The following is a 26,215-nucleotide window of genomic DNA, read 5'->3' as shown; positions in this document are numbered from 1 at the left end:
GGAGATTGTGCAGATGACAGCTATAGAGATCGGTGAGGCCGAGGCAAGAGAGCGCCTCAAGGAACTGGGCGAAGGCTGGCTGCTGCGGGAAGACGGCAAGGCACTGGAGCGCAAGTTCAAGTTCCGCAACTTCAACGAGGCCTTCGGCTTCATGGCGCGCAGCGCACTGTCGGCGGAAAAGCTCAATCACCATCCCGACTGGTTCAATTGCTGGAACCGGGTGAATGTCGTGCTGACGACCCACGACAAGGGCGGGCTGACCGAGCTGGATTTCCGTCTCGCCAAGGCAATGAACCGCGCGGCGGCAGGGCTTTAGGGCGATTCAGGCGCCCCGGTGAAAGGGCCGGCTAACTTGAAGAACAGGGCCGGAACGACCATATCCGTGTATTGACAGTCGCATCTGGAGGAGCGGACGATGGACGACGTCAAAATCGGCGAAATTCTTGAACCGGGCGACGAGGACACCCGGCAAAGGCGCGAGCGCCGGGTTCGCGACAAATTCTGGAACACGGCCCGCCGCGCAGCGCGCCAGGTCCCGTTCATGGAAGACGTGGTCGCCGCCTATTACTGCGCCTTCGATCTCAACACCCCGCACCGCGTCCGCGGCGTTCTGCTGGCGGCCCTGGCCTATTTCGTCCTGCCCATGGACGCCTTGCCCGATTTCCTCGCCTTTGTCGGATTCTCCGATGACGTCGCCGTCCTGGCGGCGGTCCTTGCCGCGATCCGCGCCCACATAACGCCCGCGCACTACGCCGCGGCGAGGGCAGCCCTTGCCGAGGACGGCCCCGAGAGCACGTCTGACGGCTGATTTCCGGCGCCGCGATCGGAATTTTCATCTGTGCGACTATTGTCGTATATATCGGGCAGCATGGCAGGAAGCCGTTCAATTCAGCCCCGCACCTTGCAAAACTGGGCGTTTCGGGAATATTCGGTTCCTGCGTTGACGGTTTGGTAACCCAAATTTGCGCAAATTGAGTCAAATTGTTGCCAAACCAGCGTGTTCAAGGCATGGCCTTCTTTGAAGGCAATGGAGACAACCGGTAGGTCTATTATGGTTTTGAAGAAATTCGTGCCCGCACTCGTTCTGTCGATCGCGATGGCCGGTGTTGCCATGGCACAGTCGCCGACCCGCATCAGCCAGTTCAATGCCTGGGGTGCCTACTCTTACAACGCTCCGAACGGCAAGGTCTGCTACATCCTGTCATTGCCGACCCGCAAGGAGCCGAGCAACGTGAATCACGGAGACATCTTCTTCCTGATTTCGCAGCGCCCCGGCCAGAACATCAGCTATGAGCCGCAGGCAATGATGGGCTATCCCCTGAAGGAGCAGTCGAAGGTCACCGTCAGCGTCGACGGCAAGAACTATGTGCTGTTCACGAAGGGCGATTCCGCCTGGGTTGAAAACGCCGCTGAGGAACCGGCGCTGGTAGCCGCCATGCGCGCCGGATCGACAATGACGGTCAAGGCGACGTCGCGCCGCGGCACCAACACGACATACACGTTCTCGCTCTCCGGCGTCACCGCGGCGCTCAACGAGATCCAGAACTGCCAGTAGTCCTGTTCACGCGTTTCGTGCGAAAGGCCGGCTTTGCGCCGGCCTTTTGCCGTTGTAGGCTGGCGAAAACAGGGTGACGCGCCGGGCGTTAGGTGATAGGAGCAGCGCGCCCTAACCGCACAAGAGCCTGATATGCCGCTGACCATCGATCTCAAGGACACCGATACCCGCGACGCGCTTGCAGCGCGTGCCGCATCCGGCGCGTCCGGCGAAAAGCCGTCCCTGATCGGCATGAGCCGTGAGGAGATGGGCGATGCACTGCGCGAGATCGGCGTCAAGGACCGGCAGATCAAGATGCGCGTCCAGCAGCTCTGGCACTGGCTCTATGTCCGCGGCGTCTCGGACTTCGCCGACATGCTGAATGTATCGAAGGATCTGCGCGCGGCGCTCGACGAACGCTATTCCATCGCCCGTCCCGAAATCGTCGACGAGCAGATTTCCGCAGACGGCACGCGCAAATGGCTGCTTCGGTTCCCGCCGCGCGGCGCCGGCAAACCGGTGGATATCGAGACCGTCTACATTCCCGAAGAAGGCCGCGGCACGCTGTGCATCTCCAGCCAGGTGGGCTGCACCCTGACCTGTACCTTCTGCCACACGGGCACCCAGAAACTGGTGCGCAACCTCACCGCCGAGGAGATCCTCTCGCAGCTCCTGCTTGCCCGCGACCGGCTCGGCGACTTTCCGGACAAGGACACGCCGCAGGGGGCCATCGTGCCGAGCGAAGGCCGCAAGGTGTCCAACATCGTGATGATGGGCATGGGCGAGCCGCTCTACAATTTCGACAACGTCAAGAAGGCGCTGCTCATCGCCTCCGACAATGAAGGCCTGTCGCTGTCCCGGCGGCGGATCACCCTGTCGACGTCCGGCGTCGTTCCCGAAATCTATCGCACCGGCGAGGAGATCGGCGTCATGCTGGCCATTTCGCTTCATGCCGTGCGGGATGATCTGCGCGATGAGCTGGTACCGATCAACAAAAAGTTCCCGATTGAGCAGCTCATGCAGGCCTGCCGCGATTACCCGGGCCTTTCCAACGCAAGACGCATCACGTTCGAGTATGTCATGCTCAAGGGCGTCAATGACAGCCTCGAGGACGCCCGCGACCTGGTGCGCCTGCTGAAGGGCGTGCCGGCCAAGATCAATCTCATTCCGTTCAATCCCTGGCCGGGAAGCAATTATGAATGCTCCGATTGGGAGCAGATCGAGGTCTTCGCCAACTTCATCAACCAGGCCGGCTATGCCTCACCGATCAGGACGCCGCGCGGCCGCGACATTCTCGCCGCCTGCGGCCAGCTCAAATCGGAATCGGAACGGTTGCGCAAATCGGAGCGCCTGGCCCTCGAAGCGATGATGATCGCCGGCCACGGCGAGGCCTGAGCCTTGGACCGCTATGTGACGTTTCTCGTCCGGCTTTGTGTGATCACCGCCGGCTTCATTGTTGCAGCCACTGTCGCCGGAACGTCGCTTGCCCTGTTGACCCGCCTCCTCACTTTAAAGGAGGCCGCACAGATATCCGACGCCGGTCTCGGCGCCGGCCTGGTGGTGGCGGTAATCGCCTTCGCCAGCCTGGCCGGCTACGCGGCCTTCATCCCCTCGGTGGTCGTCATACTCTACAGCGAATTCGCGAGGCGGCGCGACTGGCTCTTCTACGCGCTTTGCGGCGGCGCCATTGCCGCGATCGCGCCGCTGGTCGTCGCCCTGGCGGGCAGCGGCGCGCGCACCGGCGGGTACGAGTTCCTTTTCATGAGCCTGGCCGCCGGGATGCTCGGCGGCATCGCCTATTGGCTTGTCGCCGGCCGCAAGGCCGGCAACTGGCTGCCCGACCAGCGCACGTCTTAACGCCGCACATACCAGTCATCCATCGCGGAAATCTCGCGGAATTTCCTTGTGTATCCCTTTGACGACAGGAGCGCGAGGATCTTGTCCCTTTGCGGCGTGAAATTGTGCTCGCAGGTGATGACGCGGATATCGTAGCGGTCAAAATCGAAAGCGTTCAGTATCTCGAACTCACTGCCCTCCGTGTCGATCGACAGGTAGTCGATGCGCCGGGGTGCCTTGTGCTGCGCAAGCAGGTCATCCAGCGAAACCGTCTCGACCTGGTAACGCACGGCATTTTTCCGGTCGGCCGCATTTTTGTCCGCATCCTGGAATTGCGAAATCGTGGAAATCTCGCCGTTGTCCGCCTCGCTGAACTCGAGCTCCTGACCCGAGGTGTGCCACAGGCAGCGAAGGTCGATGCTGCATTTGCGGTTCTCCGGCAGGGCGTCATGCCAGCATCGCGCCGGCTCCGCGACGAGCCCGTTCCAGCCATACTGCGTCTCGAGAAGATAGGTATTGCTGTTCACGATACCGTCGGCTGCGCCGAATTCGACAAAATATCCGCCGCGCATCATGTCCAGCTCGGTGAGGACAAAAAGGTCCTGAAGGTTCTGGGAGCTGGAACTGCCGAGCTCGCGGAACGCCTCGGAGATGTGCCGATCGAAAATCCTGGCGGCAATCGCGCGCTGGACAACCGAGTGTCGCTTCAGCTCATTGTGAATGTATCTCGCGCTGCCGAAGCTGACACGCATATCGTCGATCGCGCGGCGCAGTGCCCTGATTTTTACGCTCAAACGGCTCAATTCAGCGATTCCGGTTGACAGTTTGCCGCCGCTATTTTCCCTCGGTCAACAGGATCCGCACGGCGAAGACGGAGAACACTCCGGCAAAGATATAATCCAGCGACCGCATGATGCGCCGATTGCCCCTCAGCCAGCCGGAGAGCCTGTCCGCCGTCAAGACCATCACGATCAGGATCGGAAACGAGATGGCATTGAAGAAGAGGCCGAGGAAGATCAGCTTGCCGCGGATACCCGGATCGTCCGCCGATACGAATTGCGGCAGGAATGTCATGAAGAAGATGATGACCTTCGGGTTCAGCAGATTGACCGCCAGCCCGTGGCTCCAGCTCGCGACCAGTGAACGCCGCCGCGGCGCCGTCTCGTCAAGCCGGAACGTGGCACCGTGCCTCAACGCCTGCAAGGCAAGCCAGAACAGATAGGCGGCGCCCCCGGTCTTCAGGAGCGTAAAGGCCGTGGGCGAGGCGACGACGAGGGCCGAAACGCCGAAGGCGACGAGCAGGGTATGCACCACGACACCGGTCATCGTGCCGGCGACAACGGCAATCGCCGCGGCCCGGCCTTCCGACAGCGCGCGCCCCAGAAACAGCGTCATATCCGGCCCGGGTGTGATGGCGAGCACCAGGCCGGCAACCGAAAAGGCGAGGAGTACGGGAATGTCGGGAATGAACTGCATGGGGCGTCGTCGGATTTCGGGTCAGTTGATTGCGCCCGGTACACGCTGTAAAGAGGCGCTGGCGGGCCGCGCGATCATAGCGGAACGGCACGCCGTTTCCAGCATCAATTCCAACGGGACGGGCAAAGAACCCGTCTTCAAGACACGACGGACAGAAACATGAGCGCTCCGAATGATGTGAAAAAGGTCGTCCTCGCCTATTCCGGCGGACTGGACACGTCAATCATCCTCAAATGGCTGCAGACTGAGCTGAACGCGGAGGTCGTCACCTTTACCGCCGATCTCGGCCAGGGCGACGAGCTGGAGCCGGCGCGAAAGAAGGCGGAGATGCTGGGTATCCGAGAGATCTACATCGAGGACCTGCGCGAGGAGTTCATTGCCGATTTCGTCTTTCCGATGTTCCGGGCGAACACGGTCTATGAGGGCGTCTACCTGCTCGGCACGTCCATAGCCCGGCCGCTGATCTCGAAGCGTCTGATCGAGATCGCCAGGGAAACGGGTGCCGATGCGATTGCCCACGGGGCCACCGGCAAGGGCAATGACCAGGTGCGTTTCGAACTCGCCGCCTACGCCCTCAACCCGGATATCAAGATCATTGCGCCGTGGCGCGACTGGACGCTCAAATCGCGCACGGAACTGATCGATTTCGCCGAAAAGCACCAGATCCCGATCCCCAAGGACAAACGCGGCGAGGCGCCCTTCTCGGTGGACGCCAACATGCTGCACTCCTCTTCGGAGGGCAAGGTGCTGGAGGACCCGTGGGAGGAGCCGCCGGCCTATGTCTACCAGCGCACGATCTCTCCGGAGGAGGCGCCCGACGAGCCGACCAGCATCGAGATCGAGTTCGAGAGGGGCGACGCCGTCGCGCTGAACGGCGAGCGCCTGTCGCCGGCAACCCTTTTTGAGAAGCTCAACGACTACGGCCGCGACAACGGCATCGGCCGCCTCGACCTCGTCGAGAACCGCTTTGTCGGCATGAAGTCGCGCGGCGTCTACGAGACCCCCGGCGGCACCGTCCTCTTGACCGCGCACCGGGCCATGGAATCGATCACGCTCGATCGCGGCGCCGCGCATCTGAAGGACGAGCTGATGCCGCGCTATGCGGAACTGATCTACAACGGGTTCTGGTTCTCGCCGGAGCGCGAGATGCTGCAGGCGGCGATCGATCAGAGCCAGAAGGACGTCGAGGGCAAGGTACGCCTCAAGCTTTACAAGGGCAACGTGATCGTCACCGGCCGTGAATCCGAAAAATCGCTCTACTCCGACCAGCTCGTCACCTTCGAGGACGACCAGGGCGCCTACGACCAGAAGGATGCCGCCGGCTTCATCAAGCTCAATGCCCTGCGCCTGCGGACGCTGGCGGCGCGCGGGATATAGCGGGCCGCTACCGCCTCGGCGTCCGGTAAGCCGTCGACATGCAAACCGGCCGGGCCCTTGTATCGGGCCGGGCCGCCGCCTACATGCGTTGGCACTGTCAGAATAGGGGGCCGTTGTGATGGGCGAAATCAACGCGCGTGTCTTCGATTGGGACGGACCTCTGGGTCTGCCCGAATTCGCCGGCATCGCGGATGACGATCTGGCGGAGGCATTCGAAGAGGCGCTCGGGCGCCACAAGGCGGAAATCGACGCGATCGCCGAAAATCCCGAGCCTGCCGACTATTCGAACACAATCGTTGCGCTGGAGACCTCCGGCCGCGCGCTCGAGCGCGTTTCGGCGCTGTTCTGGAACCGGGCGGGTGCCGACAGCAACGAGGCGATTCAGGCGCTCGAACGCGATATCGCGCCGAAGCTTGCCCGCCATTATTCGGCCATCGCCATGAACGCGCGGCTTTTTGCCCGCATCGATGCCCTGTGGCAGTCGCGGGATGATGGCAATCACAATCCCGAGGCGGCGCGCGTCCTCGAAAAGCACTGGAAGAATTTTGTCCGCGCCGGCGCACGGCTGAACGATGTCGATCAGACCCGTCTTGCCGCCATCAACGAGGAACTGGCGGGGCTTGGCGCCCGTTTCAGCCAGAATGTCCTTGCCGACGAAAAATCCTGGTTCCTGGGCTTGTCGACAGAAGAGGACCTGGACGGCCTTCCGGGTTTCCTGCGTGACGCGATGGCGGCCGCGGCCGCCGAACGCAAGATCGCCGAACCCTACGCCGTGACCTTGTCGCGCTCGATCATCGAACCGTTCCTGACCTTTTCGGAACGGCGCGACCTTCGGGAACAGGCATTTGCGGCCTGGACCTCGCGCGGTGACAATGGCGGCGAGACCGACAACGCCACCACCGTCGCGCGCACCCTTGCCCTCAGGAACGAGAAGGCCGGGCTGCTCGGCTATGGCAGCTTTGCCGAGTTGAAGCTCGACGACACCATGGCCAAGACACCCGACGCGGTCACCGGCCTCTTGATGAAGGTCTGGGACCGCGCCCTGGTTCGCGCCCGCAAGGAAGAGGACGACATCGCCGCGCTGATCGCGGAAGAAGGCCGCAACCACCCGGTCGCGCCGTGGGACTGGCGGCACTACGCCGAAAAGCTGCGCGCCACGAAATACGCGTTCTCGGAAGCCGAGTTGAAGCCCTATCTGCAGCTCGAGAAGATCGTCGAGGCCAGCTTCGCCGTCGCCAACCGGCTCTTCGGCGTGAGCGCTGTTGAACGTGCGGATCTCCAAGCCTATCACCCGGACGTGCGTATTTTCGAGATCCACGACGCCGACGGCTATCTGAAGGGCCTGTTCCTGGGCGACTATTTTGCCCGGCCGAGCAAGCGCTCCGGCGCCTGGATGAGCGGTTTCCAGTCGCAGCACCGCCTCGATGGCGGGCAGACGCCGATCGTCTACAACGTCATGAACTTCGCCAAGCCGCCCGCCGGCAAGCCGGCGCTGCTGTCCCTGGACGATGCCCGCACCCTGTTCCACGAGTTCGGCCACGCACTGCACGGCCTTTTGTCGGATGTCGACCATCCGTCGGTGTCCGGAACCTCCGTGTCGCGCGATTTCGTCGAACTGCCCTCGCAGCTCTACGAGCACTGGCTGACAGTCCCGGAAATCCTGCGCAGCTACGCCGTTCACCACGAGACCGGCGCGCCGATTCCCCAGGACCTACTGGACAAGGTCCTCGCGGCGCGCAATTTCAACAGCGGATTTGCGGCCATCGAGTACACCGCGTCGGCACTGGTCGACATGGCCTTCCATACCGCCGGCCGGATCGACGATCCGCTCGATTTCGAGGCTCAGACACTGACCGATCTCGGCATGCCGAAGGCCATCGTCATGCGCCACCGCACCCCGCATTTCCTGCATGTCTTTTCAGGGGACGGGTACTCGGCCGGCTACTATTCCTACATGTGGTCGGAGGTTCTCGATGCCGACGCTTTCAGCGCCTTCGAGGAAACCGGCGATCTATTCCATGACGGCACCGCCGAGCGGCTTCACCGGCATATCTATGCCGCCGGCGGCAGCGTCGATCCGGAGGACGCCTACATGGCCTTCCGCGGAAAGATGCCGGATGCCGGCCCGATGCTGAAAAAGAAGGGGCTGGCGGCGGCCTAGCGCGCCGAACGCCCCTTTCGCACGCACACAAAACCCTGTATGAGCGCAGCAAACGAATGAAATCGGCCGCGCCCATACGACTGTATGTCCGCGGCGAACCTCCGGGTAAATCAAATGTCACTGCGCAATATTGCGATCATCGCCCATGTCGACCATGGGAAAACGACGCTCGTCGACGAACTGCTCAAGCAGTCCGGCGCGTTCCGTGAAAACCAGCGTGTTGCCGAGCGCATCATGGACTCCAACGAACTGGAGAAGGAGCGCGGCATCACCATCCTGGCGAAGGCGACATCCGTCGTCTGGAACGATGTGCGCATCAACATCGTCGACACGCCGGGCCACGCCGACTTCGGCGGCGAGGTCGAGCGCATTCTCAACATGGTCGACGGTGCGATCGTGCTCGTCGATGCCGCCGAGGGGCCCATGCCGCAGACGAAATTCGTTGTCGGCAAGGCGCTGAAAGTGGGCTTGAGGCCGATCGTCGCCGTCAACAAGATCGACCGGCCCGACGCCCGCGCCGAGGAGGTGGTCAACGAGGTGTTCGACCTGTTCGCGGCGCTCGATGCGGACGATGACCAGCTCGATTTCCCGATCCTCTACGGCTCCGGCCGCGACGGCTGGATGAATGTCGATCCGCAAGGTCCAAGTGACACCGGCCTTGCGCCGCTGTTCGACCTTGTCCTCAGTCACGTGCCCGAGCCTGGCGTCGGCGAAGGCCCTTTCCGCATGATCGGCACCATTCTCGAGGCAAACCCGTTTCTCGGCCGCATCATCACTGGCCGCATCCATTCCGGCGCCATAAAGCCGAACCAGGCGATCAAGGTCATCGACCGCGACGGCGCACTGCTGGAACAGGGGCGCGTCTCCAAGATCCTCGCCTTTCGCGGCATCGAACGCCAGCCGATCGACGAGGGCCGCGCCGGCGACATCGTCGCCATTGCCGGCCTGTCTAAGGGGACGGTCGCCGACACGTTCTGCGTCCCCGAGGTTGAGACGCCGCTGGAGGCACAGCCGATCGATCCGCCGACGGTCACGATGTCCTTTATCGTCAACGATTCGCCGCTCGCCGGCACCGAGGGCGACAAGGTCACCAGCCGGGTGATCCGCGAGCGGCTGCTGAAGGAGGCCGAGGGCAACGTGGCCCTGAAGATCGAGGAATCGGACGACAAGGATTCCTTTTATGTCTCCGGCCGTGGTGAGCTGCAGCTCGCGGTTCTGATCGAGACCATGCGCCGCGAGGGCTTCGAACTTGCCGTCTCGCGGCCGCGCGTCGTCATGCGCAAGGACGGGGACGGCACGCTGCTGGAACCCGTCGAGGAAGTGGTTATCGATGTCGATGACGAGCATTCCGGCGTCGTCGTGCAGAAAATGTCGGAGCGCAAGGCCGAGATGGTCGAGCTGCGCCCCTCCGGCGGCAGCCGCGTCCGGCTGGTGTTCCATGCGCCGACGCGCGGCCTGATCGGCTACCAGTCGGAACTGCTGACCGACACGCGCGGCACCGCCGTCATGAACCGTCTGTTCCACGACTACCAGCCCTACAAGGGCGAAATCGGCGGCCGCACCAACGGCGTGCTGCTGGCCAACGAGGCCGGCGAGGCCGTAGCCTATGCGCTTTTCAACCTCGAGGACCGCGGCCCGATGGTCATCGATGCGGGCGAGAAGGTCTATGAGGGCATGATTATCGGCATCCACACCCGCGACAACGATCTTGAGGTCAATGTGCTGAAAGGCAAGAAACTGACCAATATGCGCGCCGCCGGCAAGGATGAGGCGGTCAAGCTGACTCCGCCCGTTAAAATGACGCTCGAGCGCGCCCTTTCCTGGATCCAGGACGACGAACTCGTTGAAGTTACGCCGAAATCCATCCGCCTTAGAAAACTCTATCTCGACCCCCACGAACGCAAGCGTTTCGAAAAAACCAGGGCGAATGTTGCCTAGAAGCCATCATCGCCTCCGGACAGTTCACCGTGACTGATCAAGCGCTCTTGCCCGAGGGATTAACAATCCGTTAATCTGCCTGTGTACCCGCGGCTTTTACCTGTGGGTATGGGGCCGGCATGAGGCACGCGCCTCTTCGCGTATCTTGCCGGAACGGTTAGGATTTCAGTCATGACGACGCTGGTGGTGGATGTTAGACGTGCGGAACCGGATGACGCGGTAGCGATATCCGAGACCCATCGCGCCGCCTGGCAGCATGCCTACGCCGGACTGATCCCGTTCCGCACCTTGATGGCCATGGTGGAGCGGCGCGGCCACAGCTGGTGGCGGCGTGCCATTCGCGGCTCGACCAGCATCCTCGTTCTCGAGGTGGACGGCGCGGTTGCCGGCTACGCGACGCTCGGCCTCAACCGCGCGCGCTCGCTGCCGCAGGAGGGCGAGATATACGAACTTTACCTGCGCCCCGAATACCAGGGCATAGGCCTTGGCAGCCGGCTGTTCCGCGAGGCACGGCGCCTGCTCGCCTCACTCGGCTGCAGGGGCATGGTTGTCTGGACGCTTGAAGAGAACGACCGGGCAATCAATTTCTACCAGGCGCTTGGCGGAATCGACATCGCCGAAGGTTCCGAGACCTTCGACCGGCGCCCGCTGAAGAAAATCGCATTCGTCTGGCCGTAGCACCGGGGACCGAACGCACGGCCGCACTTGAGGGGGGCAGTCGGTCGATGAGCATGTTGAAAAGCCCTGGCGACCTTGTGGGTGGGCTTCTGCTGGTGATTTACACCGCAACGATCTGCGCCGTCGCGCTGGTCTATCCGCTCGCCAATTGGGACATGATCGCCTATGTCGCATCCGTTCTGGAGGGCGACGGGCTGCTCGGTCACAGCATGCATGCGCAAACCTACGCTCTCGTCCAGAACAAGATCAGCGAAGGCGAATTCCTGGTGCTGACCGCGGACCGGCCTTACCGCATCGCCCAGCACACGGACCCCGACGCCTTCATCTCCATGCTCGGTTTTTATCGGGTCAAGCTGCTTTACGTGGAGTTCGGGCAGTTCTTGACCAACGCGACGGATGCGGTCACGGCCCTGCGCTGGGTCTCGGCGATTTCGGCCGGGCTGTTCGGTCTCATGACGCTGTCGTGGCTGGGCGGCCAGCGCTGCCTTGCCGTTGCACCGCTTGCCATCGTCGCGATGATCGCGACCGGGTTCGGCGACCTTGCGCGCGTTACCACGCCGGATCTGTTTTCCGCGGTCTTCCTGGTCGCCGGCGTCCTGCTCTATGTGCAGGAACGCGGCCTGAGCGCCGGAATAGCGTTTGTCCTGGCGGTGCTTGCCCGCCCGGATCATCTGGCGCTGGTCGGCGTGTTCGCCGTCATGTCGATGGTGATCCGCCCGGTCAGCAAGGGCGTGATCCTCGGCTTCATCGCCGGTCTCGCAGCATACATCGCCATATCGCGCATGAGCGGCCATCCGGGCTGGTGGGTCCAAATGTGGTTCACCAATGTCGAATATGTGCCGACGCTGGAGGGCTTCGATCCGCAGTTCTCGCTGCTGGTCTATCTGAAGATCGTCGTGCAGACCGTCGTCCGTTCGCTGGTCGAGCAGCAATGGCCGGCCGTGCTTGTCGCGGAGATATTCCTGCTTGCCCTGATGCTGCGCAACAATTTTGCCTTCACACGGCGTGAAACGGTCGCCATAACGTCGCTGCTCGTATCGATACCGGCCAAGTTCATTGTCTTTCCGCTTTACGATTCGCGCTTCTTTTTCGCCAACCTGATCGCGCTCGCGCTCATCCTGATCGCCATATACGGCCGGCAGGGATCGCCCGTTTTCTTCTCCGCACCGCCGCCCGTGCCGCAGGAGGACTGAACCCGGAAGCGCAGCGCCCGCGCCACCTCGGTTGCGGGCGCCGCATCCCATCGTGTTGGACCAAAGACATGTTGCGCTGCAGCGCACAAAAGGCTATTTCCGCCGCAGACAATCGAACACAGGATGAATTATGCGCATAGACGCAATCACCATCGGCGACAATCCGCCGGATGACGTCAATGTCATCATCGAGGTTCCGGTTGGCGGGCAGCCCATCAAGTATGAGATGGACAAGGACGCCGGCACGCTTGTCGTCGACCGCTTCCTCTACACGCCCATGGCCTATCCCGGCAATTACGGCTTCGTCCCGCACACGCTGTCGGAGGACGGTGATCCGATCGACGTCCTGGTGTGCAACACCCGCCCGCTGGTGCCGGGCTGCGTGATCAACGCCCGGCCGATCGGGGTGCTGATCATGGAAGACAATGCGGGGCAGGACGAGAAGATCATCGCTGTCCCTTCCTCCCGCCTGACCAAGCGGTACGACAAGGTCGGCGATTTCGACGACATGCCGGAAATCACGCTGCAGCAGATCGAACACTTCTTCGAACACTACAAGGACCTGGAGCCCGGCAAGTGGGTCAAGATCGGCGACTGGCAGGGTGTCGACGTCGCCAAGCGGCTGATTGTCGAGGCGATCGAGCGCGCCAAGTAGACCTGCTAACGCCCCGACATTTTCAGGAACGGCCAGACCGAAGCCGGATCAATGCGCTCGGACCCTCTGTAGACCTCGACATGGACATGCGGCCCGGTGGACTGGCCGGTACTGCCCACGAGACCGAAGAACGCACCCTCTTCCAGCCTGTCTCCCGGCTCGACCCAATAGCTGTGGAGATGGGTGAACCAGCCGATCAGGCCATCGTCGAACTGCAGGACCACGGCCTTGCCCCACCTTGGTTCCGAGCGGAACAGGTCGGTCGCCTGCAGGACCACCGCACCGGCCGGCGCGGCGATCGGCGTCCTCAGCTCAGCCGCAACATCGACGCCCGTGTGGATCCTGAGGTTCTTGCGGGCCACGCCGAAGGGTGACGTGACGTGGCCGCCGGGAATGAAGCGATCAAGTGTGTCAACGGTACCGGGCGTTGTCGCCAGCGCAACCGAACTGCCGACGGCGACCAGGGACCAGGCCAGGCATTGTGCGAGCAGGCCGGTGGCGCTGCGACGGGAGTTTCTGAAATCCTTCAATATGGCACCGATGCGCATTTTGTCTTTCCTTATGCTGCGTGACGATAGAAAGAATGAAACGGGTGCCGGGGTGCTTGCCGATGCGATCCGCATAGCTTCGACAAGCGTTCGGGCGTAGAGCGCGCGCTTTGGCGGCGACGCGCCTCTCAAGGCTTCCGAATCGGCCCGTAACTCGCTCGCAATGTGCCAGCGTTCCACGAAATCCCGCAAAAAGGGATTGAACCAGAAAAGCGCCTTGGCCACCGAGAGCAAAACCGCAACCAAAGGATCGCGGTGACGCAGATGCGCCTCCTCATGGGCGATCACCAGTGCCAACCGGGCCTTCGGCCAGTCGTGCGCCATCTCATCCGGAATCACGATCTTCGCACGGCGTCCACCAACCGCGAACGGCGCAGTCCGGCCATGCGTGACCCAGACCGGCCAGGCCGCGCCGTGCCCTTCAAGCGGTCGTGCCTTTGCCAGCTCGGAACGCAGAACGACGAACCCGCGGCCCATGGCTGCAAAATGAACGGCTGCTCCGGCCAAATAGATCAGGGCAACGACGTCACCCCATCGCAATCCGGACCGTTCCGTATGAGACATGATCCGGTCAACGGATTGAACAATATCCCGGACACGATGCTTGGCCGCGCTTTCGACAAATACGGCGTCGCTCGCACCGGGCACCGGCAATGACCACCCGGTAAGCAGCAGCGCGCTCGGCAGGACAATCGCGGATATAGCCGCCACAAGGACGATCGGATTCCACAATACCGAAGCGCCGCCTCTTGCTGGGAATGCCACGGCAAGCCAGACGGCCATGCCCCAGGCGAGACTGAACAGAACCATCTGAACGAGCATTATTTGCCGCCCTCCTCGTCGAGGAACTTTTCGAGTTCTTCGAGCTCGCTTTCCGACAGGATCCGGCTGCCGGTGAAGGAGGACGCCGGCATCGGGCCCTCGATTTCCAGCACCGACCGGACGAACTGACTGGTCAGCGCCGCAAGCGTCGAGATCTTGTCGACACCGGCGCTGTAGACCCTGACGCCGTGCTGATCGGTGACCTTCACCAGACCCTTCTCGATCATCCGGTCGAGCGTCTTTCGGGTCGAGGACAGCGACCAGCCGAGCTCGTCGCGGACCAGTTCGTGCAATTCGCGTGCGCTGAGCGACCTGTTCGACCACAGGGCTTTCAGCAACGGCAATTCACTTGGGGAAGGGTGCATGGGTTCGTCTCTCGCGGCAACTGTCACAAGTACGCGACAAATGTCGCACGAAGTCAACCCGGCATCGGACACCAATTTTGTCCGCTGGTTACATTGTCTCTATTTCGCTGTTTTTATTGAATATTCTGTTTCAAGACAGAAACGGTGAAGCGGCAGAGTTCGTTCGGGTCGCCTGCAATGAGCAGGCACTTGAGACGCGCGGTCTCACCCGCGGCAATGCTGACCGTGCTTTTCGGCACGCCGAAATGTTTGGCGACGAGCGCGATCAGCGCCCTGTTGGCCCCGCCTTTTTCGGGCACGGCGCGCACCCGGGCCTTGAGATAGATGCGCCCGTCGGCGCGCTGCTCGGTGCCCTCGACGCAATCCCTACCGGCGCCCGGCGTCAGGCGCACGAAGAGTTGCAGGCCGTCCGGAACTTTCCGGAACCAGCCGATCAGCTCAGCAGCGGGAAGATGCTGTTCCACATGAAGACGCGAATGAAATAAATGATCAAAAGCAGGATAATCGGGGAAATGTCCAGGCCGCCCAGATCCGGCAAGATGCGGCGGATCGGCCTGAGCGCCGGGTCCGTGGCCTTGAAGAGAAACTCTCCCACCATGCCAACGAACCTGTTTCCGGTGTTGATGACGTTGAAGGCATAGAGCCAGGAAAAAATGGCGCTGCCGATGATGATCCACATGTAGATCCTCAACGCCAGATCAATCGTCGAAAAGAGGGCAAACATTCCAGTCTCCAGTCAGTGCCTTCCGCTATGTAGCCATTGCATCGCGTCCCGACAAGCCCGCGGCGTGTCAAACGGCTGCAAATGCGGGCTATGCAATTTTTGTTAACACCTTATAAAGACGCCATGCACCTTCAGCCCCATTGCGACTGCCATGCGGCATGACGAATCAGAGGCCGCCGGACGCTTCGCCGCGTTCCGGCATCGCTCATTCAAACGCTACTGGATCGCGCGTTTCCTGTCCGCCTTCGGCATGCAGGTCATCAGTGTCGCGGTCGGCTGGCAGATCTACGACCTGACCCGCAATCCGTTCGATCTCGGACTGATCGGGCTCGTCCAGTTCCTTCCGTCCCTGGTCCTGATCCTTGTGACCGGGGCAGCGGCAGACCGCTACGGCCGGCGCATGATCATGGGCATCTGCGAACTGGTTGCCCTGGGCGCCGCCGCGGCGCTGGTAATCCTGACCCTGCGCGGCCTCACCTCGCCGCTGCCGGTTTTTGCCGTGCTCCTGGTGATGGGCATCGCCCGCGCCTTCTTTGCCCCGGCCTCCACATCGCTGGCGCCGAACCTGGTGCCCGAGGAAGACCTCGCAAATGCGATCGCCTGGAACTCGATGTCCTGGCAGAGCGCCACGATCCTGGGGCCGGTGGCCGGCGGCCTGCTATACGGTCTCGGGGCTTCCGTGCCCTATTGGACGAGCGTCGTCCTCTTCCTCGTCGGCTCGGTCCTCATCTTCTCCATCCCCAGGCCCGAACGGCAGCGCGGCGTACACAACCAGAGCTGGGAGACGCTGTCCGCCGGTTTTCGCTATATCTGGCGCGAGAAGATCGTTCTCGGCGCCATTTCGCTCGACATGTTCGCGGTGCTGCTCGGCGGCGCGGTGGCGCTGATGCCGGTCTTCGCGCGCGACATACTCGAACTCGGCCCCTGGGGCCTTGGCCTTTTGCGCGCGGCGCCCGGTGTCGGCGCGGTGGCGATGGCGCTCTACCTGGCCGCCCACCCGTTCCGCAGCCGCGCCGGCGCCACGATGTTCATCGCCGTCGGGATCTTCGGGGCGGCGACAACCGTGTTCGGCATGTCGACCATCGCCTGGGTGTCGATTGTGGCGTTGGCCGTCATGGGCGCGGCGGACATGATTTCGGTTTACGTGCGCCAGACGCTGATACAGCTCTGGACGCCGGACGCGCTGCGCGGCCGGGTCAGCGCCGTCAACATGGTCTTTATCGGCGCCTCGAACGAACTCGGCGAGTTCCGCGCCGGCGGCATGGCGGCGCTGATCGGTGCCGTGCCTGCGGTCATTGTCGGTGGCGTCGGCGCAATGGGCGTCGCCGGACTATGGGCGGTTCTTTTCCCGGCCCTGCGCAACATCCAGCGGCTGCGCAAGGTGGATCACGAATCACAAACCGCTTAGTGCCGCGACTTCGGGCCGGCTCGTCTCGCCCGGAATCTCCCGTCCGAAGACCAGCTCAAGGAAACCGGCCAGCCAGTATCGCAGCCTCGTGTCGTGGACGAGGCGCCCCTGCAGGTGATCGCGTCCCGTCTGCGCGCCGGGCAGCACGAAACGGTGGGCGCCGCGCACCACCCATCTCTGCATCATCACCTGTGTCAGCTCGGCGTGGAACTGGATGCCCCAGGCGTTTTCGCCGTAGCGGAACGCCTGGTTCTCGTAATGATCGGCTGTCGCCAGCCGTTCGGCGCCTTGCGGCAGGCTGAAGCCCTCGCGATGAAAATGGTAGACCACGTCCGGCCACGCCATCAGCGCTGAACCGGCCGGTGTCGGCCGCAGCGGATACCAGCCGATTTCCGTCAATCCGTCCGGATGACCCCCGACAGTACCGCCGAGATGGCGCACCAGCATCTGGGCACCGAGGCAAATGCCCAGATAGGGCTTGTTCTCGGCCAGCGGAACCGCATGCCAGTCGATCTCGTTGCGCACGAAATCGTCCTCGTCATTGGCGCTCATGGGTCCGCCGAACACCACCGCACCGGCATGTTCGGCCAGGGTTTCCGGCAAGGGCTCGCCAAGCGCATGACGGCGGATGTCCAGCTCGAACCCGGCCATTTGCAGCATCTGTCCGACCCGGCCGGGGCTCGATCCCTCCTGATGCAGGACAATGAGTATGCGGTTCGGGCCTTTTTCCTTGGTTCCCGGGTCGTACAGCATCAGGCGTCGTCCCCGGAGCCGAGACGTGCGGCGACCCGTTGGCGCATCAGGACGCGGTCGCGGTCCGAAACGCCCAGCAATTCGGCGACACGCCACACCACATTGTCCTCGAGCTCGTGGCGCACGCCGTCCGCATAGACGAGCTCCCACAACAGTTCGATGAAATCGACCCGCTGCTCGGCATCGAGCGAACGCTTCAGGACGCTGGTGAAGGCATAGAAATCGACCGACTCGTCCTCGGCCTGCTTGCCTGCGTCGACCAGTTTCTGCAGCTCGTCCTTGTGCACGCCGTATTGCTGCTCGAGGAGCTGCCGCAGCTTCTCCCGCTCGACCGGTTCGGAAACGCCGTCGGCATCGATGACATGGAAGAACAGCGCCGCCGCGGCGACGCGCGGGTCGTCGCGCGCCAGCTCGGGCCGGTCCTCGCCGCCGAGTGACTGAATGAATTTCTGCAGCTGGTCAAACATGCCTTGGTCCTGCTTACGCGGCTAATGTAGATAGCGGCCGCCGCCTTGCAAGCAAATACCATTGCTGCGGTTCGCATGCAAAATGTCCGCTGCAATCGGGTTTTCGCATTTGTGCGGCTTGATCAGAACAGGCGGAAACGGGATTTCGGCTCCTCTTCCGCGGCATCCTCCTTGACACCGGGATCGTCCGGCGGCTTGGCGAGGAATGCCGCCTCGCGGGCCTTGTCCTTGTCCATGCCGACGGCATCCGTGACGATATGGGTTTCGCCCTTGCTTGCCGCCTTTTCGACGGCCGCTTCCTTTTTGACGCTTTCGATTTCCTCGCCCCTGCCGTTTGTCTCGGCGGCGGGCTGCGGCGCCGGTTCCGGCTCGTCCTTAGGCGCTTCCGGTTCGGAAGGCTCGTCCGCAATGTCCGGCGATTTAGCCTCCGTCGTCTCGATCACCTCCGCGTCGATGATTTCAGGTTCGGCTTTCTTCGGCTCTTCCTGAGTATCGGCTGCCGGTTCCTGGGCGGGCGGTTCCGGCGTCTCCGACACCTCGCGGACTTGCGTCCCGCCAACGTCCTTCGCCGGCTCCTCTTGTGACGCCGGCGCCGGTTCGACATCGATGACCGGCTCCGCCACGGCCGGCTCGTCCGGCTGTTCCTTCACGTGTACGGCGACGGGCGGCAGCGACTTCAGCGCCTGCTCCGCATCGTTACGCGACGCATCGCCATCCTCCACCGGGCCGGCGATCTGCTCGACCGGCACCTTCCACTCGAATGCGTCCAGCCTTCCGGTGACCGGCGAGACCGGCGCCCAATGTTCGGCGACGAAGCCGTCCGCGGTCCACGCCGCATCGCGCGGCGCCCGGACTGCCTGGGCGAGCCAGTGGCGCACCCGTCCCTGGTCGCCGGTATCGGCTTCCTCGATATCGGCGAGCAGCAGGAAGATGCCCTCGCTGGCGCGCACCCGCACCGCGGCTTCCGCCTTTTCCCGCGCCAGTTTGAATTCCTGCGCGTCGAGCGCCGCCCGCGCCACCGCATAGAGCGACTCGACGTGATTGCGCTTGAGGCTTTCCAGCTTCTGCGCCCGTTTCAGGCGGTCATGCGTGGAATCGCCCGGCCGCGCCCGGATATAGGTCTCCGCGACATCGGGGTGCGGATCGTTCCGCCAGATCTTCTCAAGGATACGCGAGCCCTTGCGCAGGCTGTTTTCCCGGTAGAGCGCCTGTGCGGCGATGAGGGCCGCGGGCACCAGGTCGGGCGCCAGCCGGTTGGCTTCAACGCCGTCGGTCCGCGCGCCGGCGACATCGCCCTGTTCGAGCTTGTCCATCGCCCTGGCGGTCAGCAGCACCGCCTTTTTCCGGTCGGCGCCGGCCTTGTCGAGGACACGGGCGACCCTCTGTTTCTCCAGAAGCCGGATGGCATCGTCCCAGGCGCCCTCCGCGGAACGGAATCCCAGCGCCGCCTCCGCAGCCCAGGGCAGGTGCGGCGCCTTCTCCGCCGCTTCTTCGGCGTAGTGGCGGGCCGCCTCGTTCGCGCCCAGCCGGCGTGCCTCGAGATAGAGGCCGCGCAGACCGTACTCACGGGTTTCCGGGTCCTCGACCATCGCCTCGAATTTGGTGCGCGCCGCGTCGTTCTTGCCTTCGATCAGCGCCGTCTGCGCGTCGAGGACATGGATGAGCGGTTCCTGGTCGGAACTCAGCAGCCCCATCGTCCGCTGGGTCATCTTGCGGGCCGTCGCCGCGTCGCCGGCGCCGGCGGCGATCAGCCCCGTCGAAAGCGCCTGGTAGCCGCGGTCGCGCTTGCGGGCGCGGAAGTAGCGCGAAACCAGGTGCGGCGACGCGATGATGCTGCGCAGCAGCCACCAGCCGATCATGATGACCGCTACCAGGACGACGATCGCCGTCACCGCGACCATCAGGGACATCTCGATGCGCTGGCCCTGCCAGGTGATGACCAGGTCGCCGGGACGGTCGGCGAGCCACGCGAAGCCGAAGCCGAGCACCAGGACAATGGCGATGTAGATGAACAGGCGGATCATTCGGATTGGCCCCCGGACTGTGTCGCATCGGTGGAATCAGAGGCCGGCGCCGCCGATTCGGTCGGCAGCGCCGCATTCACCGTGCCGGATACAATTTTTTCGACGAGGATGCGCGCCTCGAGGTCTTTCTCATAAGCCGCCGATGCCTGCTGTGATGCCTCCGGCAGCGTCTTCCACTCATCGACCGCTCCCTGCAGGTCGCCGTTGTTGAGCTTGGTTTCCATACGCGCGACGATGGCCTCGACGCTGTCTCCGGTGACATCGCCGACCGGGCGCACGCTGACGATCGACGTGGCGCTGTGCATCAGCCGGTCGACCCAGCCGCTGTCCGAATCGGCCCCCGAGGCGGTGTTGATGATCGTGTTGGCGACCGACGGAAATTCATTCTGCAGCGTTGCGCGCGAGGGGATGCCGCGCGCCGCGAAGGTGCGCAGCTGTTCGATCGCCGGGCTGTCGCCGTCGACGCTGGCAAAAGCCTCGAGCTCGGCCATGAACGAACCGCCTCGGTCGATCGCCGCCTTCAAGTTGGCGGCCGCCAGCGCCCGCGCCACCTTGATGTCCTCGCGTGGCGCGGAGAGCGATTTCTCGATCGATGCCAACCGCGTGTCGAGCGCCTGCATTGCTTCGTTCTGCTTTGCTTCGTCCGAACTGATCCTGCCGGTCAGGCCGGTCAGCGACTGCTGCAGGGTCTGCAGGCCGGTCTGCTGCTGCGACTGAGCGCTTTCGATCGACGCCAACTTCTGCGCGACCTCGGACTGGGCTCCGTCCTGGCCGCCGAGCGATTCGATTTTCGAGGCGAGCGACGAGACCTGCGTCTCCAGCGCCTTCACCGCCGAGCCGTCGCCGCCGCCGGAACCGGACTCCAGCGCGCTGATCCGGTCTTCGATGTCCTTGCCGAGCGACCCGGTGCCGTCCGCGGCCTGTTTTTCCAGCGCCGCGACGGAGGATTTGAGGGCCTCGATCTCACCGGAAAGGCCACTGCCCGACGATCCGCCTCCGCCAGGCGCAGGCAGGATGCCGCCCCATTGCAGACCTGCATAGAGCGCTATGGCAACCACACCGCCTGCAAGGCCGGCGGCAACGGTGCGAAATCCGCCGCCCGCCGATGCCTTCGCCTCTTCCTTGCGTTGTCCGGCGGCTGCTCCGGCCGGCTTGGCCCCCGCGGTCGGCTTCTTGGCCGGTTCCTTCGATGCGTCTGCCTTCTTTGCCGCCTTGGCGGGTTCGGCCTTGGCCGCCTTGCCGGCTGACGCCGTGGCGCCCGACATGGCCTTCGCCGCCCTTTCGGCCTGGGCGGTTACCTTTTCGGCCCTGCCGAATTCGGGGGTCGGCTCGTCCGTCGTCTTTTCGCCTGCGGTCTTGGCGGTCTTCGCGCCGGTCTTCGGTACGGCCCCGGACTTCTTCGCCGCCGCTGACTTGCTTGCGGCCGAAGTTTTCTTGTCGTCGGTCGCCGCGGCATCCTCCTTTTTGACGGCCTCGGGCTCAAGATCGATGGTGACCGGTTTGCGGGTGCTGCGCGAATGACGTGGCTTGCTGCCCTGTGCCATGAAAAAGCCTCTCAGGAAGTCTGACTGTGCGGTTGATGGGACGACGGGCTGTCGCTTCAGAACTTAGTTGCGGTGCATAATGGATGGAAGGGACGCACCGGCGATTTTTTACAACTGAATGTCGCAATCATCGAACAGAGCCATCAGATGCGCCTCGTCCGGCACCGCAGCGACAGCGGCCCTTTCCTCAAATTCAACGGGTATTTCCTCGGCAACATTTTTGCTGAGGCAGAAAAAAGTGCAATTATTCAATACATTAAGATTTAAGGTGGTGTTCAGTACATGAAAGAAACGTCCTGCCGCGACCGCGGAGTAGAACAAAACCACGCGCGGCGGATCGTCCTGGAAAAGCGCCTCAATAAAGTCAGTTGAATAACTTATTTGCACGATTTCATAGGTCTCGACCGTTCTCAACGGTACGCTTTCGCGATCGAGCACGGATTCGAACTGCCCGTGGCGCAGCTTGCCGGCCACGTAGACGAGCGGCGCCCGCTCGGTCACAGACAAGGCCCCGTTTCCGATATCGGACAGGATCTTTTCGGCGAGTTGCGCGCCGTCGCCGTCGCCGGTCCGCACATCCTTGAATCCGGCCTGCGCCGCCATGGCGCCCGTGCGTTCACCCACCGCGTAGACCGGATGGCCGAGACTGTCCTCGTCGATGCCGAGTGACTGCCATGCCCGCACGGCATTGGCGCTGGTCACCGCATAGGCAGCGGACCGTGCGGCCGAGAGGTCGGATTTGCCCGGTGTCAGTTCGACGGTACGGGTCAGCGGCATCAGCATCGGTTCGAGGCCGCGGGCGCGCAGCACGTCCGCCGTATTCGAAGCGCCCGGCTCCGGCCTGGTGACGAGCACGCGCATGGATCAGGACCAGCTTTCGAAAAAGTCCGGCCCGGCATCGGCGCGCACCGCTTCACCGGCATCCCGGCCGAGGTCGGCCGCTTCGGCCGGCGTGCCATTTCGGGAGACCGAAAAACTCGCTGTCCCGTCCGGCGACAGGATCATCCCGGAAAAGGCCAGCGTATCGCCGGTGACCGTCGCCAGCCCGGCGATCGGTGTGCGGCATGACCCGTCCAGCGCCGCAAGGAACGCCCGCTCGCAGTGAAGTGCCGTTCGTGTCGCATCGTCATTGACCGGTGCGAGCAGCCGGTCGGTTTCGGTATCGTCCGTGCGGCTTTCAACGCAGATCGCACCCTGTCCGAGCGCCGGCAAAAAATCGTCCACTGCCATGACGTCGGTCGCATTGTCTTGCAGTCCGAGCCGCTTGAGGCCGGCCATCGCCAGCAGCGTACCGTCGACGATGCCTTCCTCGAGTTTACGCATGCGCGTTTGCACGTTGCCGCGAAACGGCACGACGTTGAGATCGGGCCGCGCCCGGCGCACCAGCGCCTGCCGCCGCAGCGACGACGTGCCCACCGTGGCGCCCTGCGGCAGATCGGCGATCCTGCGCGCTTCGCGGCCGATAAAGGCGTCGCGAACGTCTTCGCGCGGCAGGAAGGCCGAAAGATAAAGGCCCTTCGGAAGCACGGTCGGCATGTCCTTGGAGGAATGCACGGCGATATCGATGCGCCCGTCCGAAAGCTGCGCCTCGATTTCCTCGGTAAAGAGGCCCTTGCCGCCGATTTCGGCAAGCGGCCGGTCGGTGATACGGTCGCCCTTCGTCGAGATCACCGCGATCTCGAAGGCCTCGGGCGGCAACCCGTGCGCTTTGATCAGGCGGTCGCGCGTTTCTTCAGCCTGCGCCAGCGCCAGCGGGCTTCCGCGCGTGCCGATACGGAAAGGTTTTGTTTGCATCCGACGGGTTCCGTTATTACCAGAGGCACAGGTAAACAGGATTTTCGCGTTCCGCAATCACCGATAGGGCCATGGACACTGCAACCTGTATTCTCGGTATCGAGACAAGCTGCGACGAAACCGCCGCGGCCGTGGTGCGCCGCCATGGCGACGGCAGCGGCGAAATCCTGTCGGACATCGTCTTCAGCCAGCTCGACGAACACGCGGCCTATGGCGGCGTGGTTCCGGAAATCGCGGCCCGTGCCCATGTCGAGCGGCTCGACGGCCTTGTCGAAAAGGCGCTGGGCGACGCCGGCGTCGAACTCGGCGACCTTGACGCCATTGCCGCAACCGCCGGCCCCGGGCTGATCGGCGGCCTGATCGTCGGACTGATGACCGCAAAGGCGCTCGCCGCGGCGGGTGCGAAACCGCTTTACGCCATCAACCATCTGGAGGGTCATGCCCTGACCGCACGGCTGACGGACGGGTTGGAGTTTCCATACCTGCTTTTGCTCGTTTCCGGCGGCCACACCCAGATGATCCTCGTGCGCGGCGTCGGCGACTACCAGCGCTGGGGAACGACCATCGACGACGCGCTCGGCGAGGCCTTCGACAAGACGGCGAAACTGCTCGGCCTTCCCTATCCGGGCGGACCGGAAGTGGAACGAGCGGCGGCGCGGGGCGATGCGACCCGGTTTGACCTTCCGACACCGCTGCGCGGCGAGAAGCGCCTGGATTTTTCCTTTTCCGGGCTGAAAACGGCCGTGCGCCAGGCCGCGCAGGAAATCGCGCCGTTGAGCGATAAGGACATCGCCGATATCTGCGCGTCCTTCCAGGGTGCCATCACCGCCACATTGCGGGAACGCGTCGGGCGCAGCCTCGACCGCTTCGCCGGCATCTACGGCGGCGAACGCGCCGACCCGCCGCTTGTCGTCGCCGGCGGCGTCGCCGCCAACAGCGCCATCCGTGCCTGCCTGAAGGATCTGTGCGGCGAACGCGGTTTCCGTTTCGTCGCACCGCCGTTGCAGCTGTGCACCGACAACGGTGCGATGATCGCCTGGGCCGGTGCCGAACGCATGGCGCGGGGGATCGGCGGCGACCGGCTGGATGTCGCGCCGCGTTCGCGCTGGCCGCTCGATGAGAACGCGGTTGCCCGGGTCGGCCACGGCAAGCGGGGGGCCAAGGCATGAGCGACAATATCAAAACCGCCGTCCTCGGCGCCGGCGCATTCGGAACGGCGCTCGCCACGGTCGTCGCCCGGCGCGGCGAGCCGGTTGTCCTTTTCGGCCGCGATCGCGATCGCATGCTGGAGGCGCAGAGCCGGCGGATCAACGCGCCGTCGCTTCCCGGCGTGACACTGCCCGACGGCCTTGTCGCCACCGCCGACGAGGCGCGGCTGAAGACGGCCGATGTCATTCTCATGGCCGTGCCGGCGCAGGCACTGCGGACCGCCGCCAGGACCTATCGCGACAGCATCCCGGAAAGGGCGCATCTCATCATCTGCGCCAAGGGGATCGAGCGCGAGAGCGGCGCCTTCCTTGCCGACGTTCTTGGCGAGGAAACACCGGAAAACCCGGTCGCGGTCCTGTCCGGACCGGGTTTTGCCGCCGATATCGCCAATGCGCTGCCGACGGCCATGACCCTTGCCAGTGCCCGCAAGGCAACCGCCGAGGCCCTGGTGCGGCGGTTGTCCGGCAATATGTTCCGGCTCTATGCCTCCGACGATCTATTCGGCGTGCAGACCGGCGGCGCGCTGAAGAACGTCCTGGCGATTGCCTGCGGCATCGTCGAGGGCAGGGGGCTTGGCGACTCGGCCCGTGCGGCGCTGATCGCCCGCGGCCTTGCGGAACTCATGCGGTTCTCGGCGGCCCATGGCGGCCGTGCCCGCACCGTCTCCGGTCTTTCCGGCCTTGGCGACCTGGTGCTCACGGCGACAAGTCACCAGTCGCGCAACCTGCGCTTCGGTATCGCGCTCGGCAAGGGCCGCCGGGCCGATGAACTGATGGCGCCGGGCGCGCCGCTCTCGGAAGGCGCCTACACGGCCACGGTGGCTGCCGGGATCAGCAGCGAAAGACAGATCGACATGCCGATAACACAGGAGGTCGCCGCCATTTTGCGCGGCGAGATCGGCATCGATGAAGCGGTCGGGAACCTGATGACCCGGCCGTTGAAATCGGAATGAGGACCAGACGCGACAAAGGACCGCCCATGCTTTTTGCACTCATCTGCACAGACAAACCGGACAGCCTCGATCTCAGGATGGAGATCCGGCCCGACCATGTCAGCTATCTGAACGCTTTGAACGAAAGCGGCGTTTTGAAACTCGCCGGCCCCTTTCTCGACGAAAACGAAAAACCCAATGGAAGCCTTGTGGTCGTCGAGGCCGATACGCGGGAAGAGGCGCACAGGATCGCCGCGGACGACCCCTATTCCAAGGCGGGCCTGTTTGCGGCTGTCGACATCCGGCCCTACAACTGGGTCTTCAACAAACCTGGAGCATGAAGCATGGCGTATTGGCTGTTTAAATCGGAGCCCGATAGCTGGTCGTGGGAACAGCAGAAGGCCAAGGGCGAGGCCGGCGAGGAGTGGGACGGAATCCGCAACTACCAGGCCCGCAACAACATGCGTGCCATGAAACTCGGCGACAAGGGCTTCTTCTACCATTCCAACGAGGGAAAGGCCGTCGTCGGCATCGTCGAGGTCTGCAAGGAGATCCACCCCGATTCGACCACCGACGACGAGCGCTGGGAATGCGTCGACGTCAAGGCGGTCTGCGACATGCCGAACCCGGTGACCCTGCAGGATGCTAAGGCCAATCCGGCGCTTTCCAAGATGGTGCTCGTGGTCAACACGCGGCTGTCCGTGCAGCCGGTGGCCGAGGACGAATATCTTGAAATCTGCCGCATGGGGGGCCTCGACAAGCCGCCCCGCTGACCCGG

The 26,215-nt window shown here is 63.6% G+C and carries 28 protein-coding genes; 16 read left to right on the top strand and 12 right to left on the bottom strand.

What is annotated here, in order from left to right; translation table 11 throughout:
• The first annotated feature begins 13 nt into the window (after positions 1-13).
• The 5 genes from E4M07_RS09855 (at position 14) to E4M07_RS09835 (ending at position 3,391) form a co-directional block, all read left to right on the top strand.
• Positions 14-316, top strand: coding sequence for a 4a-hydroxytetrahydrobiopterin dehydratase (locus tag E4M07_RS09855; RefSeq protein ID WP_136658131.1), 303 nt, complete (start codon positions 14-16; stop codon positions 314-316).
• Between the two features lie 99 nt (positions 317-415).
• On the top strand, positions 416-808 hold the full coding sequence (locus E4M07_RS09850) for a YkvA family protein (protein ID WP_136658130.1): 393 nt from the start codon (positions 416-418) through the stop codon (positions 806-808).
• 243 nt (positions 809-1,051) lie between these two features.
• The gene (locus E4M07_RS09845; RefSeq protein ID WP_136658129.1) at positions 1,052-1,555 is read left to right on the top strand and encodes an invasion associated locus B family protein; all 504 of its coding nucleotides are present in this window, start codon (positions 1,052-1,054) and stop codon (positions 1,553-1,555) included.
• 132 nt (positions 1,556-1,687) lie between these two features.
• Complete coding sequence (gene rlmN, locus E4M07_RS09840; RefSeq protein ID WP_136658128.1) at positions 1,688-2,929, top strand: 23S rRNA (adenine(2503)-C(2))-methyltransferase RlmN; 1,242 nt, start codon at positions 1,688-1,690, stop codon at positions 2,927-2,929.
• Positions 2,930-2,944: 15 nt separating this feature from the next.
• On the top strand, positions 2,945-3,391 hold the full coding sequence (locus E4M07_RS09835; protein WP_136658127.1) for a hypothetical protein: 447 nt from the start codon (positions 2,945-2,947) through the stop codon (positions 3,389-3,391).
• Here the strand turns inward: E4M07_RS09835 and E4M07_RS09830 are convergent.
• Together E4M07_RS09830 and E4M07_RS09825 are read right to left on the bottom strand one after the other, a co-directional pair.
• Positions 3,388-4,173 carry an FkbM family methyltransferase gene (locus tag E4M07_RS09830; protein ID WP_136658126.1) on the bottom strand — a complete coding sequence of 262 codons (786 nt, stop codon included), beginning with the start codon at positions 4,171-4,173 and terminating at the stop codon, positions 3,388-3,390. The two genes, E4M07_RS09835 and E4M07_RS09830, sit on opposite strands and share 4 nt — an antisense overlap.
• A 31-nt stretch (positions 4,174-4,204) precedes the next feature.
• Positions 4,205-4,846 carry a LysE family translocator gene (locus E4M07_RS09825; RefSeq protein ID WP_136658125.1) on the bottom strand — a complete coding sequence of 214 codons (642 nt, stop codon included), beginning with the start codon at positions 4,844-4,846 and terminating at the stop codon, positions 4,205-4,207.
• 159 nt (positions 4,847-5,005) lie between these two features.
• On the opposite strand from E4M07_RS09825, the gene E4M07_RS09820 reads away from it, so the two are divergent.
• The 6 genes from E4M07_RS09820 (at position 5,006) to ppa (ending at position 12,848) form a co-directional block, all read left to right on the top strand.
• Positions 5,006-6,223: an argininosuccinate synthase gene (locus E4M07_RS09820; RefSeq protein ID WP_136658124.1), complete on the top strand. Its 1,218-nt coding sequence runs from the start codon at positions 5,006-5,008 to the stop codon at positions 6,221-6,223.
• A gap of 118 nt (positions 6,224-6,341) precedes the next feature.
• On the top strand, positions 6,342-8,384 hold the full coding sequence (locus E4M07_RS09815) for a M3 family metallopeptidase (RefSeq protein WP_136658123.1): 2,043 nt from the start codon (positions 6,342-6,344) through the stop codon (positions 8,382-8,384).
• 114 nt (positions 8,385-8,498) lie between these two features.
• On the top strand, positions 8,499-10,322 hold the full coding sequence (gene typA, locus E4M07_RS09810; RefSeq protein ID WP_136658122.1) for a translational GTPase TypA: 1,824 nt from the start codon (positions 8,499-8,501) through the stop codon (positions 10,320-10,322).
• Between the two features lie 171 nt (positions 10,323-10,493).
• The gene (locus E4M07_RS09805) at positions 10,494-11,000 is read left to right on the top strand and encodes a GNAT family N-acetyltransferase (protein WP_136658121.1); all 507 of its coding nucleotides are present in this window, start codon (positions 10,494-10,496) and stop codon (positions 10,998-11,000) included.
• A gap of 47 nt (positions 11,001-11,047) precedes the next feature.
• Positions 11,048-12,193, top strand: a complete 1,146-nt coding sequence (locus E4M07_RS09800) for a hypothetical protein (RefSeq protein WP_136658120.1) — start codon at positions 11,048-11,050, stop codon at positions 12,191-12,193.
• 130 nt (positions 12,194-12,323) lie between these two features.
• On the top strand, positions 12,324-12,848 hold the full coding sequence (ppa, locus tag E4M07_RS09795; RefSeq protein WP_136658119.1) for an inorganic diphosphatase: 525 nt from the start codon (positions 12,324-12,326) through the stop codon (positions 12,846-12,848).
• A 5-nt stretch (positions 12,849-12,853) separates the two neighbouring features.
• Here ppa and E4M07_RS09790 read toward each other — a convergent pair whose 3' ends face one another.
• The 4 genes from E4M07_RS09790 to E4M07_RS09775 all read right to left on the bottom strand — a co-directional run bounded on the left by E4M07_RS09790 (position 12,854) and on the right by E4M07_RS09775 (position 15,307).
• Positions 12,854-14,218, bottom strand: a complete 1,365-nt coding sequence (locus tag E4M07_RS09790; RefSeq protein ID WP_136658118.1) for a M23/M56 family metallopeptidase — start codon at positions 14,216-14,218, stop codon at positions 12,854-12,856.
• Positions 14,218-14,583 (bottom strand): BlaI/MecI/CopY family transcriptional regulator, encoded by a 366-nt coding sequence (locus E4M07_RS09785; RefSeq protein WP_136658117.1) that lies wholly within the window; start codon positions 14,581-14,583, stop codon positions 14,218-14,220. The genes E4M07_RS09790 and E4M07_RS09785 overlap by 1 nt, the downstream gene beginning before the upstream one ends.
• A 113-nt stretch (positions 14,584-14,696) precedes the next feature.
• Positions 14,697-15,047 (bottom strand): DUF167 family protein, encoded by a 351-nt coding sequence (locus E4M07_RS09780; protein ID WP_246660401.1) that lies wholly within the window; start codon positions 15,045-15,047, stop codon positions 14,697-14,699.
• Positions 15,017-15,307: a YggT family protein gene (locus tag E4M07_RS09775; protein WP_136658116.1), complete on the bottom strand. Its 291-nt coding sequence runs from the start codon at positions 15,305-15,307 to the stop codon at positions 15,017-15,019. The genes E4M07_RS09780 and E4M07_RS09775 overlap by 31 nt, the downstream gene beginning before the upstream one ends.
• Before the next feature lie 151 nt (positions 15,308-15,458).
• Here E4M07_RS09775 and E4M07_RS09770 point away from each other — a divergent pair, with 151 nt between their 5' ends.
• Complete coding sequence (locus tag E4M07_RS09770; RefSeq protein ID WP_136658115.1) at positions 15,459-16,715, top strand: MFS transporter; 1,257 nt, start codon at positions 15,459-15,461, stop codon at positions 16,713-16,715.
• Here E4M07_RS09770 and E4M07_RS09765 read toward each other — a convergent pair.
• The 6 genes from E4M07_RS09765 to hemC form a co-directional block, all read right to left on the bottom strand.
• Entirely contained in the window at positions 16,701-17,468 is a 768-nt protein-coding gene (locus E4M07_RS09765; RefSeq protein WP_136658114.1) for a glutamine amidotransferase, read from the bottom strand. The two genes, E4M07_RS09770 and E4M07_RS09765, sit on opposite strands and share 15 nt — an antisense overlap.
• Entirely contained in the window at positions 17,468-17,935 is a 468-nt protein-coding gene (locus E4M07_RS09760; protein WP_136658113.1) for a TerB family tellurite resistance protein, read from the bottom strand. Before E4M07_RS09760 ends, E4M07_RS09765 begins: the two co-directional genes overlap by 1 nt.
• Before the next feature lie 122 nt (positions 17,936-18,057).
• The gene (locus E4M07_RS09755; RefSeq protein ID WP_136658112.1) at positions 18,058-19,959 is read right to left on the bottom strand and encodes a heme biosynthesis protein HemY; all 1,902 of its coding nucleotides are present in this window, start codon (positions 19,957-19,959) and stop codon (positions 18,058-18,060) included.
• Positions 19,956-21,503: a mitofilin family membrane protein gene (locus E4M07_RS09750; protein WP_136658111.1), complete on the bottom strand. Its 1,548-nt coding sequence runs from the start codon at positions 21,501-21,503 to the stop codon at positions 19,956-19,958. Before E4M07_RS09750 ends, E4M07_RS09755 begins: the two co-directional genes overlap by 4 nt.
• Before the next feature lie 108 nt (positions 21,504-21,611).
• Complete coding sequence (locus tag E4M07_RS09745) at positions 21,612-22,364, bottom strand: uroporphyrinogen-III synthase (RefSeq protein ID WP_136658110.1); 753 nt, start codon at positions 22,362-22,364, stop codon at positions 21,612-21,614.
• A 3-nt stretch (positions 22,365-22,367) separates the two neighbouring features.
• Positions 22,368-23,297 carry a hydroxymethylbilane synthase gene (gene hemC / locus E4M07_RS09740; protein ID WP_136658109.1) on the bottom strand — a complete coding sequence of 310 codons (930 nt, stop codon included), beginning with the start codon at positions 23,295-23,297 and terminating at the stop codon, positions 22,368-22,370.
• Between the two features lie 71 nt (positions 23,298-23,368).
• Between hemC and tsaD the strand changes: the two genes are divergently transcribed.
• From tsaD to E4M07_RS09720, 4 genes are read left to right on the top strand one after another with little or no spacing between them, the layout of a single operon-like run.
• On the top strand, positions 23,369-24,466 hold the full coding sequence (tsaD, locus tag E4M07_RS09735; protein WP_136658108.1) for a tRNA (adenosine(37)-N6)-threonylcarbamoyltransferase complex transferase subunit TsaD: 1,098 nt from the start codon (positions 23,369-23,371) through the stop codon (positions 24,464-24,466).
• Positions 24,463-25,458, top strand: coding sequence for an NAD(P)H-dependent glycerol-3-phosphate dehydrogenase (locus tag E4M07_RS09730; RefSeq protein ID WP_136658107.1), 996 nt, complete (start codon positions 24,463-24,465; stop codon positions 25,456-25,458). Before tsaD ends, E4M07_RS09730 begins: the two co-directional genes overlap by 4 nt.
• A 26-nt stretch (positions 25,459-25,484) precedes the next feature.
• The gene (locus tag E4M07_RS09725; protein WP_136658106.1) at positions 25,485-25,778 is read left to right on the top strand and encodes a YciI-like protein; all 294 of its coding nucleotides are present in this window, start codon (positions 25,485-25,487) and stop codon (positions 25,776-25,778) included.
• Positions 25,779-25,781: 3 nt separating this feature from the next.
• The gene (locus tag E4M07_RS09720) at positions 25,782-26,210 is read left to right on the top strand and encodes an EVE domain-containing protein (protein ID WP_136658105.1); all 429 of its coding nucleotides are present in this window, start codon (positions 25,782-25,784) and stop codon (positions 26,208-26,210) included.
• The last annotated feature ends 5 nt before the right edge of the window (positions 26,211-26,215 follow it).

Origin of the sequence: Nitratireductor sp. XY-223, assembly GCF_004959855.1 — a bacterium.
GTDB lineage: Bacteria > Pseudomonadota > Alphaproteobacteria > Rhizobiales > Rhizobiaceae > Hoeflea_A.
The sequence above is the reverse complement of the archived record's forward strand: the minus strand, read 5'-3'. Positions and strand labels throughout refer to the sequence as shown.

Bases quoted from the DNA above. Each gene is read 5' to 3' on its own strand.
- E4M07_RS09855 (WP_136658131.1), top strand. From the start codon at position 14: ATGACAGCTATAGAGATCGGTGAGGCCGAGGCAAGAGAGCGCCTCAAG.
- E4M07_RS09850 (WP_136658130.1), top strand. From the start codon at position 416: ATGGACGACGTCAAAATCGGCGAAATTCTTGAACCGGGCGACGAGGAC.
- E4M07_RS09845 (WP_136658129.1), top strand. From the start codon at position 1,052: ATGGTTTTGAAGAAATTCGTGCCCGCACTCGTTCTGTCGATCGCGATG.
- rlmN (WP_136658128.1), top strand. From the start codon at position 1,688: ATGCCGCTGACCATCGATCTCAAGGACACCGATACCCGCGACGCGCTT.
- E4M07_RS09825 (WP_136658125.1), bottom strand. From the start codon at position 4,846: ATGCAGTTCATTCCCGACATTCCCGTACTCCTCGCCTTTTCGGTTGCC.
- E4M07_RS09820 (WP_136658124.1), top strand. From the start codon at position 5,006: ATGAGCGCTCCGAATGATGTGAAAAAGGTCGTCCTCGCCTATTCCGGC.
- E4M07_RS09815 (WP_136658123.1), top strand. From the start codon at position 6,342: ATGGGCGAAATCAACGCGCGTGTCTTCGATTGGGACGGACCTCTGGGT.
- typA (WP_136658122.1), top strand. From the start codon at position 8,499: ATGTCACTGCGCAATATTGCGATCATCGCCCATGTCGACCATGGGAAA.
- E4M07_RS09805 (WP_136658121.1), top strand. From the start codon at position 10,494: ATGACGACGCTGGTGGTGGATGTTAGACGTGCGGAACCGGATGACGCG.
- E4M07_RS09800 (WP_136658120.1), top strand. From the start codon at position 11,048: ATGAGCATGTTGAAAAGCCCTGGCGACCTTGTGGGTGGGCTTCTGCTG.
- ppa (WP_136658119.1), top strand. From the start codon at position 12,324: ATGCGCATAGACGCAATCACCATCGGCGACAATCCGCCGGATGACGTC.
- E4M07_RS09790 (WP_136658118.1), bottom strand. From the start codon at position 14,218: ATGCTCGTTCAGATGGTTCTGTTCAGTCTCGCCTGGGGCATGGCCGTC.
- E4M07_RS09785 (WP_136658117.1), bottom strand. From the start codon at position 14,583: ATGCACCCTTCCCCAAGTGAATTGCCGTTGCTGAAAGCCCTGTGGTCG.
- E4M07_RS09775 (WP_136658116.1), bottom strand. From the start codon at position 15,307: ATGTTTGCCCTCTTTTCGACGATTGATCTGGCGTTGAGGATCTACATG.
- E4M07_RS09770 (WP_136658115.1), top strand. From the start codon at position 15,459: ATGCGGCATGACGAATCAGAGGCCGCCGGACGCTTCGCCGCGTTCCGG.
- E4M07_RS09765 (WP_136658114.1), bottom strand. From the start codon at position 17,468: ATGCTGTACGACCCGGGAACCAAGGAAAAAGGCCCGAACCGCATACTC.
- E4M07_RS09760 (WP_136658113.1), bottom strand. From the start codon at position 17,935: ATGTTTGACCAGCTGCAGAAATTCATTCAGTCACTCGGCGGCGAGGAC.
- E4M07_RS09755 (WP_136658112.1), bottom strand. From the start codon at position 19,959: ATGATCCGCCTGTTCATCTACATCGCCATTGTCCTGGTGCTCGGCTTC.
- E4M07_RS09750 (WP_136658111.1), bottom strand. From the start codon at position 21,503: ATGGCACAGGGCAGCAAGCCACGTCATTCGCGCAGCACCCGCAAACCG.
- E4M07_RS09745 (WP_136658110.1), bottom strand. From the start codon at position 22,364: ATGCGCGTGCTCGTCACCAGGCCGGAGCCGGGCGCTTCGAATACGGCG.
- hemC (WP_136658109.1), bottom strand. From the start codon at position 23,297: ATGCAAACAAAACCTTTCCGTATCGGCACGCGCGGAAGCCCGCTGGCG.
- tsaD (WP_136658108.1), top strand. From the start codon at position 23,369: ATGGACACTGCAACCTGTATTCTCGGTATCGAGACAAGCTGCGACGAA.
- E4M07_RS09730 (WP_136658107.1), top strand. From the start codon at position 24,463: ATGAGCGACAATATCAAAACCGCCGTCCTCGGCGCCGGCGCATTCGGA.
- E4M07_RS09725 (WP_136658106.1), top strand. From the start codon at position 25,485: ATGCTTTTTGCACTCATCTGCACAGACAAACCGGACAGCCTCGATCTC.
- E4M07_RS09720 (WP_136658105.1), top strand. From the start codon at position 25,782: ATGGCGTATTGGCTGTTTAAATCGGAGCCCGATAGCTGGTCGTGGGAA.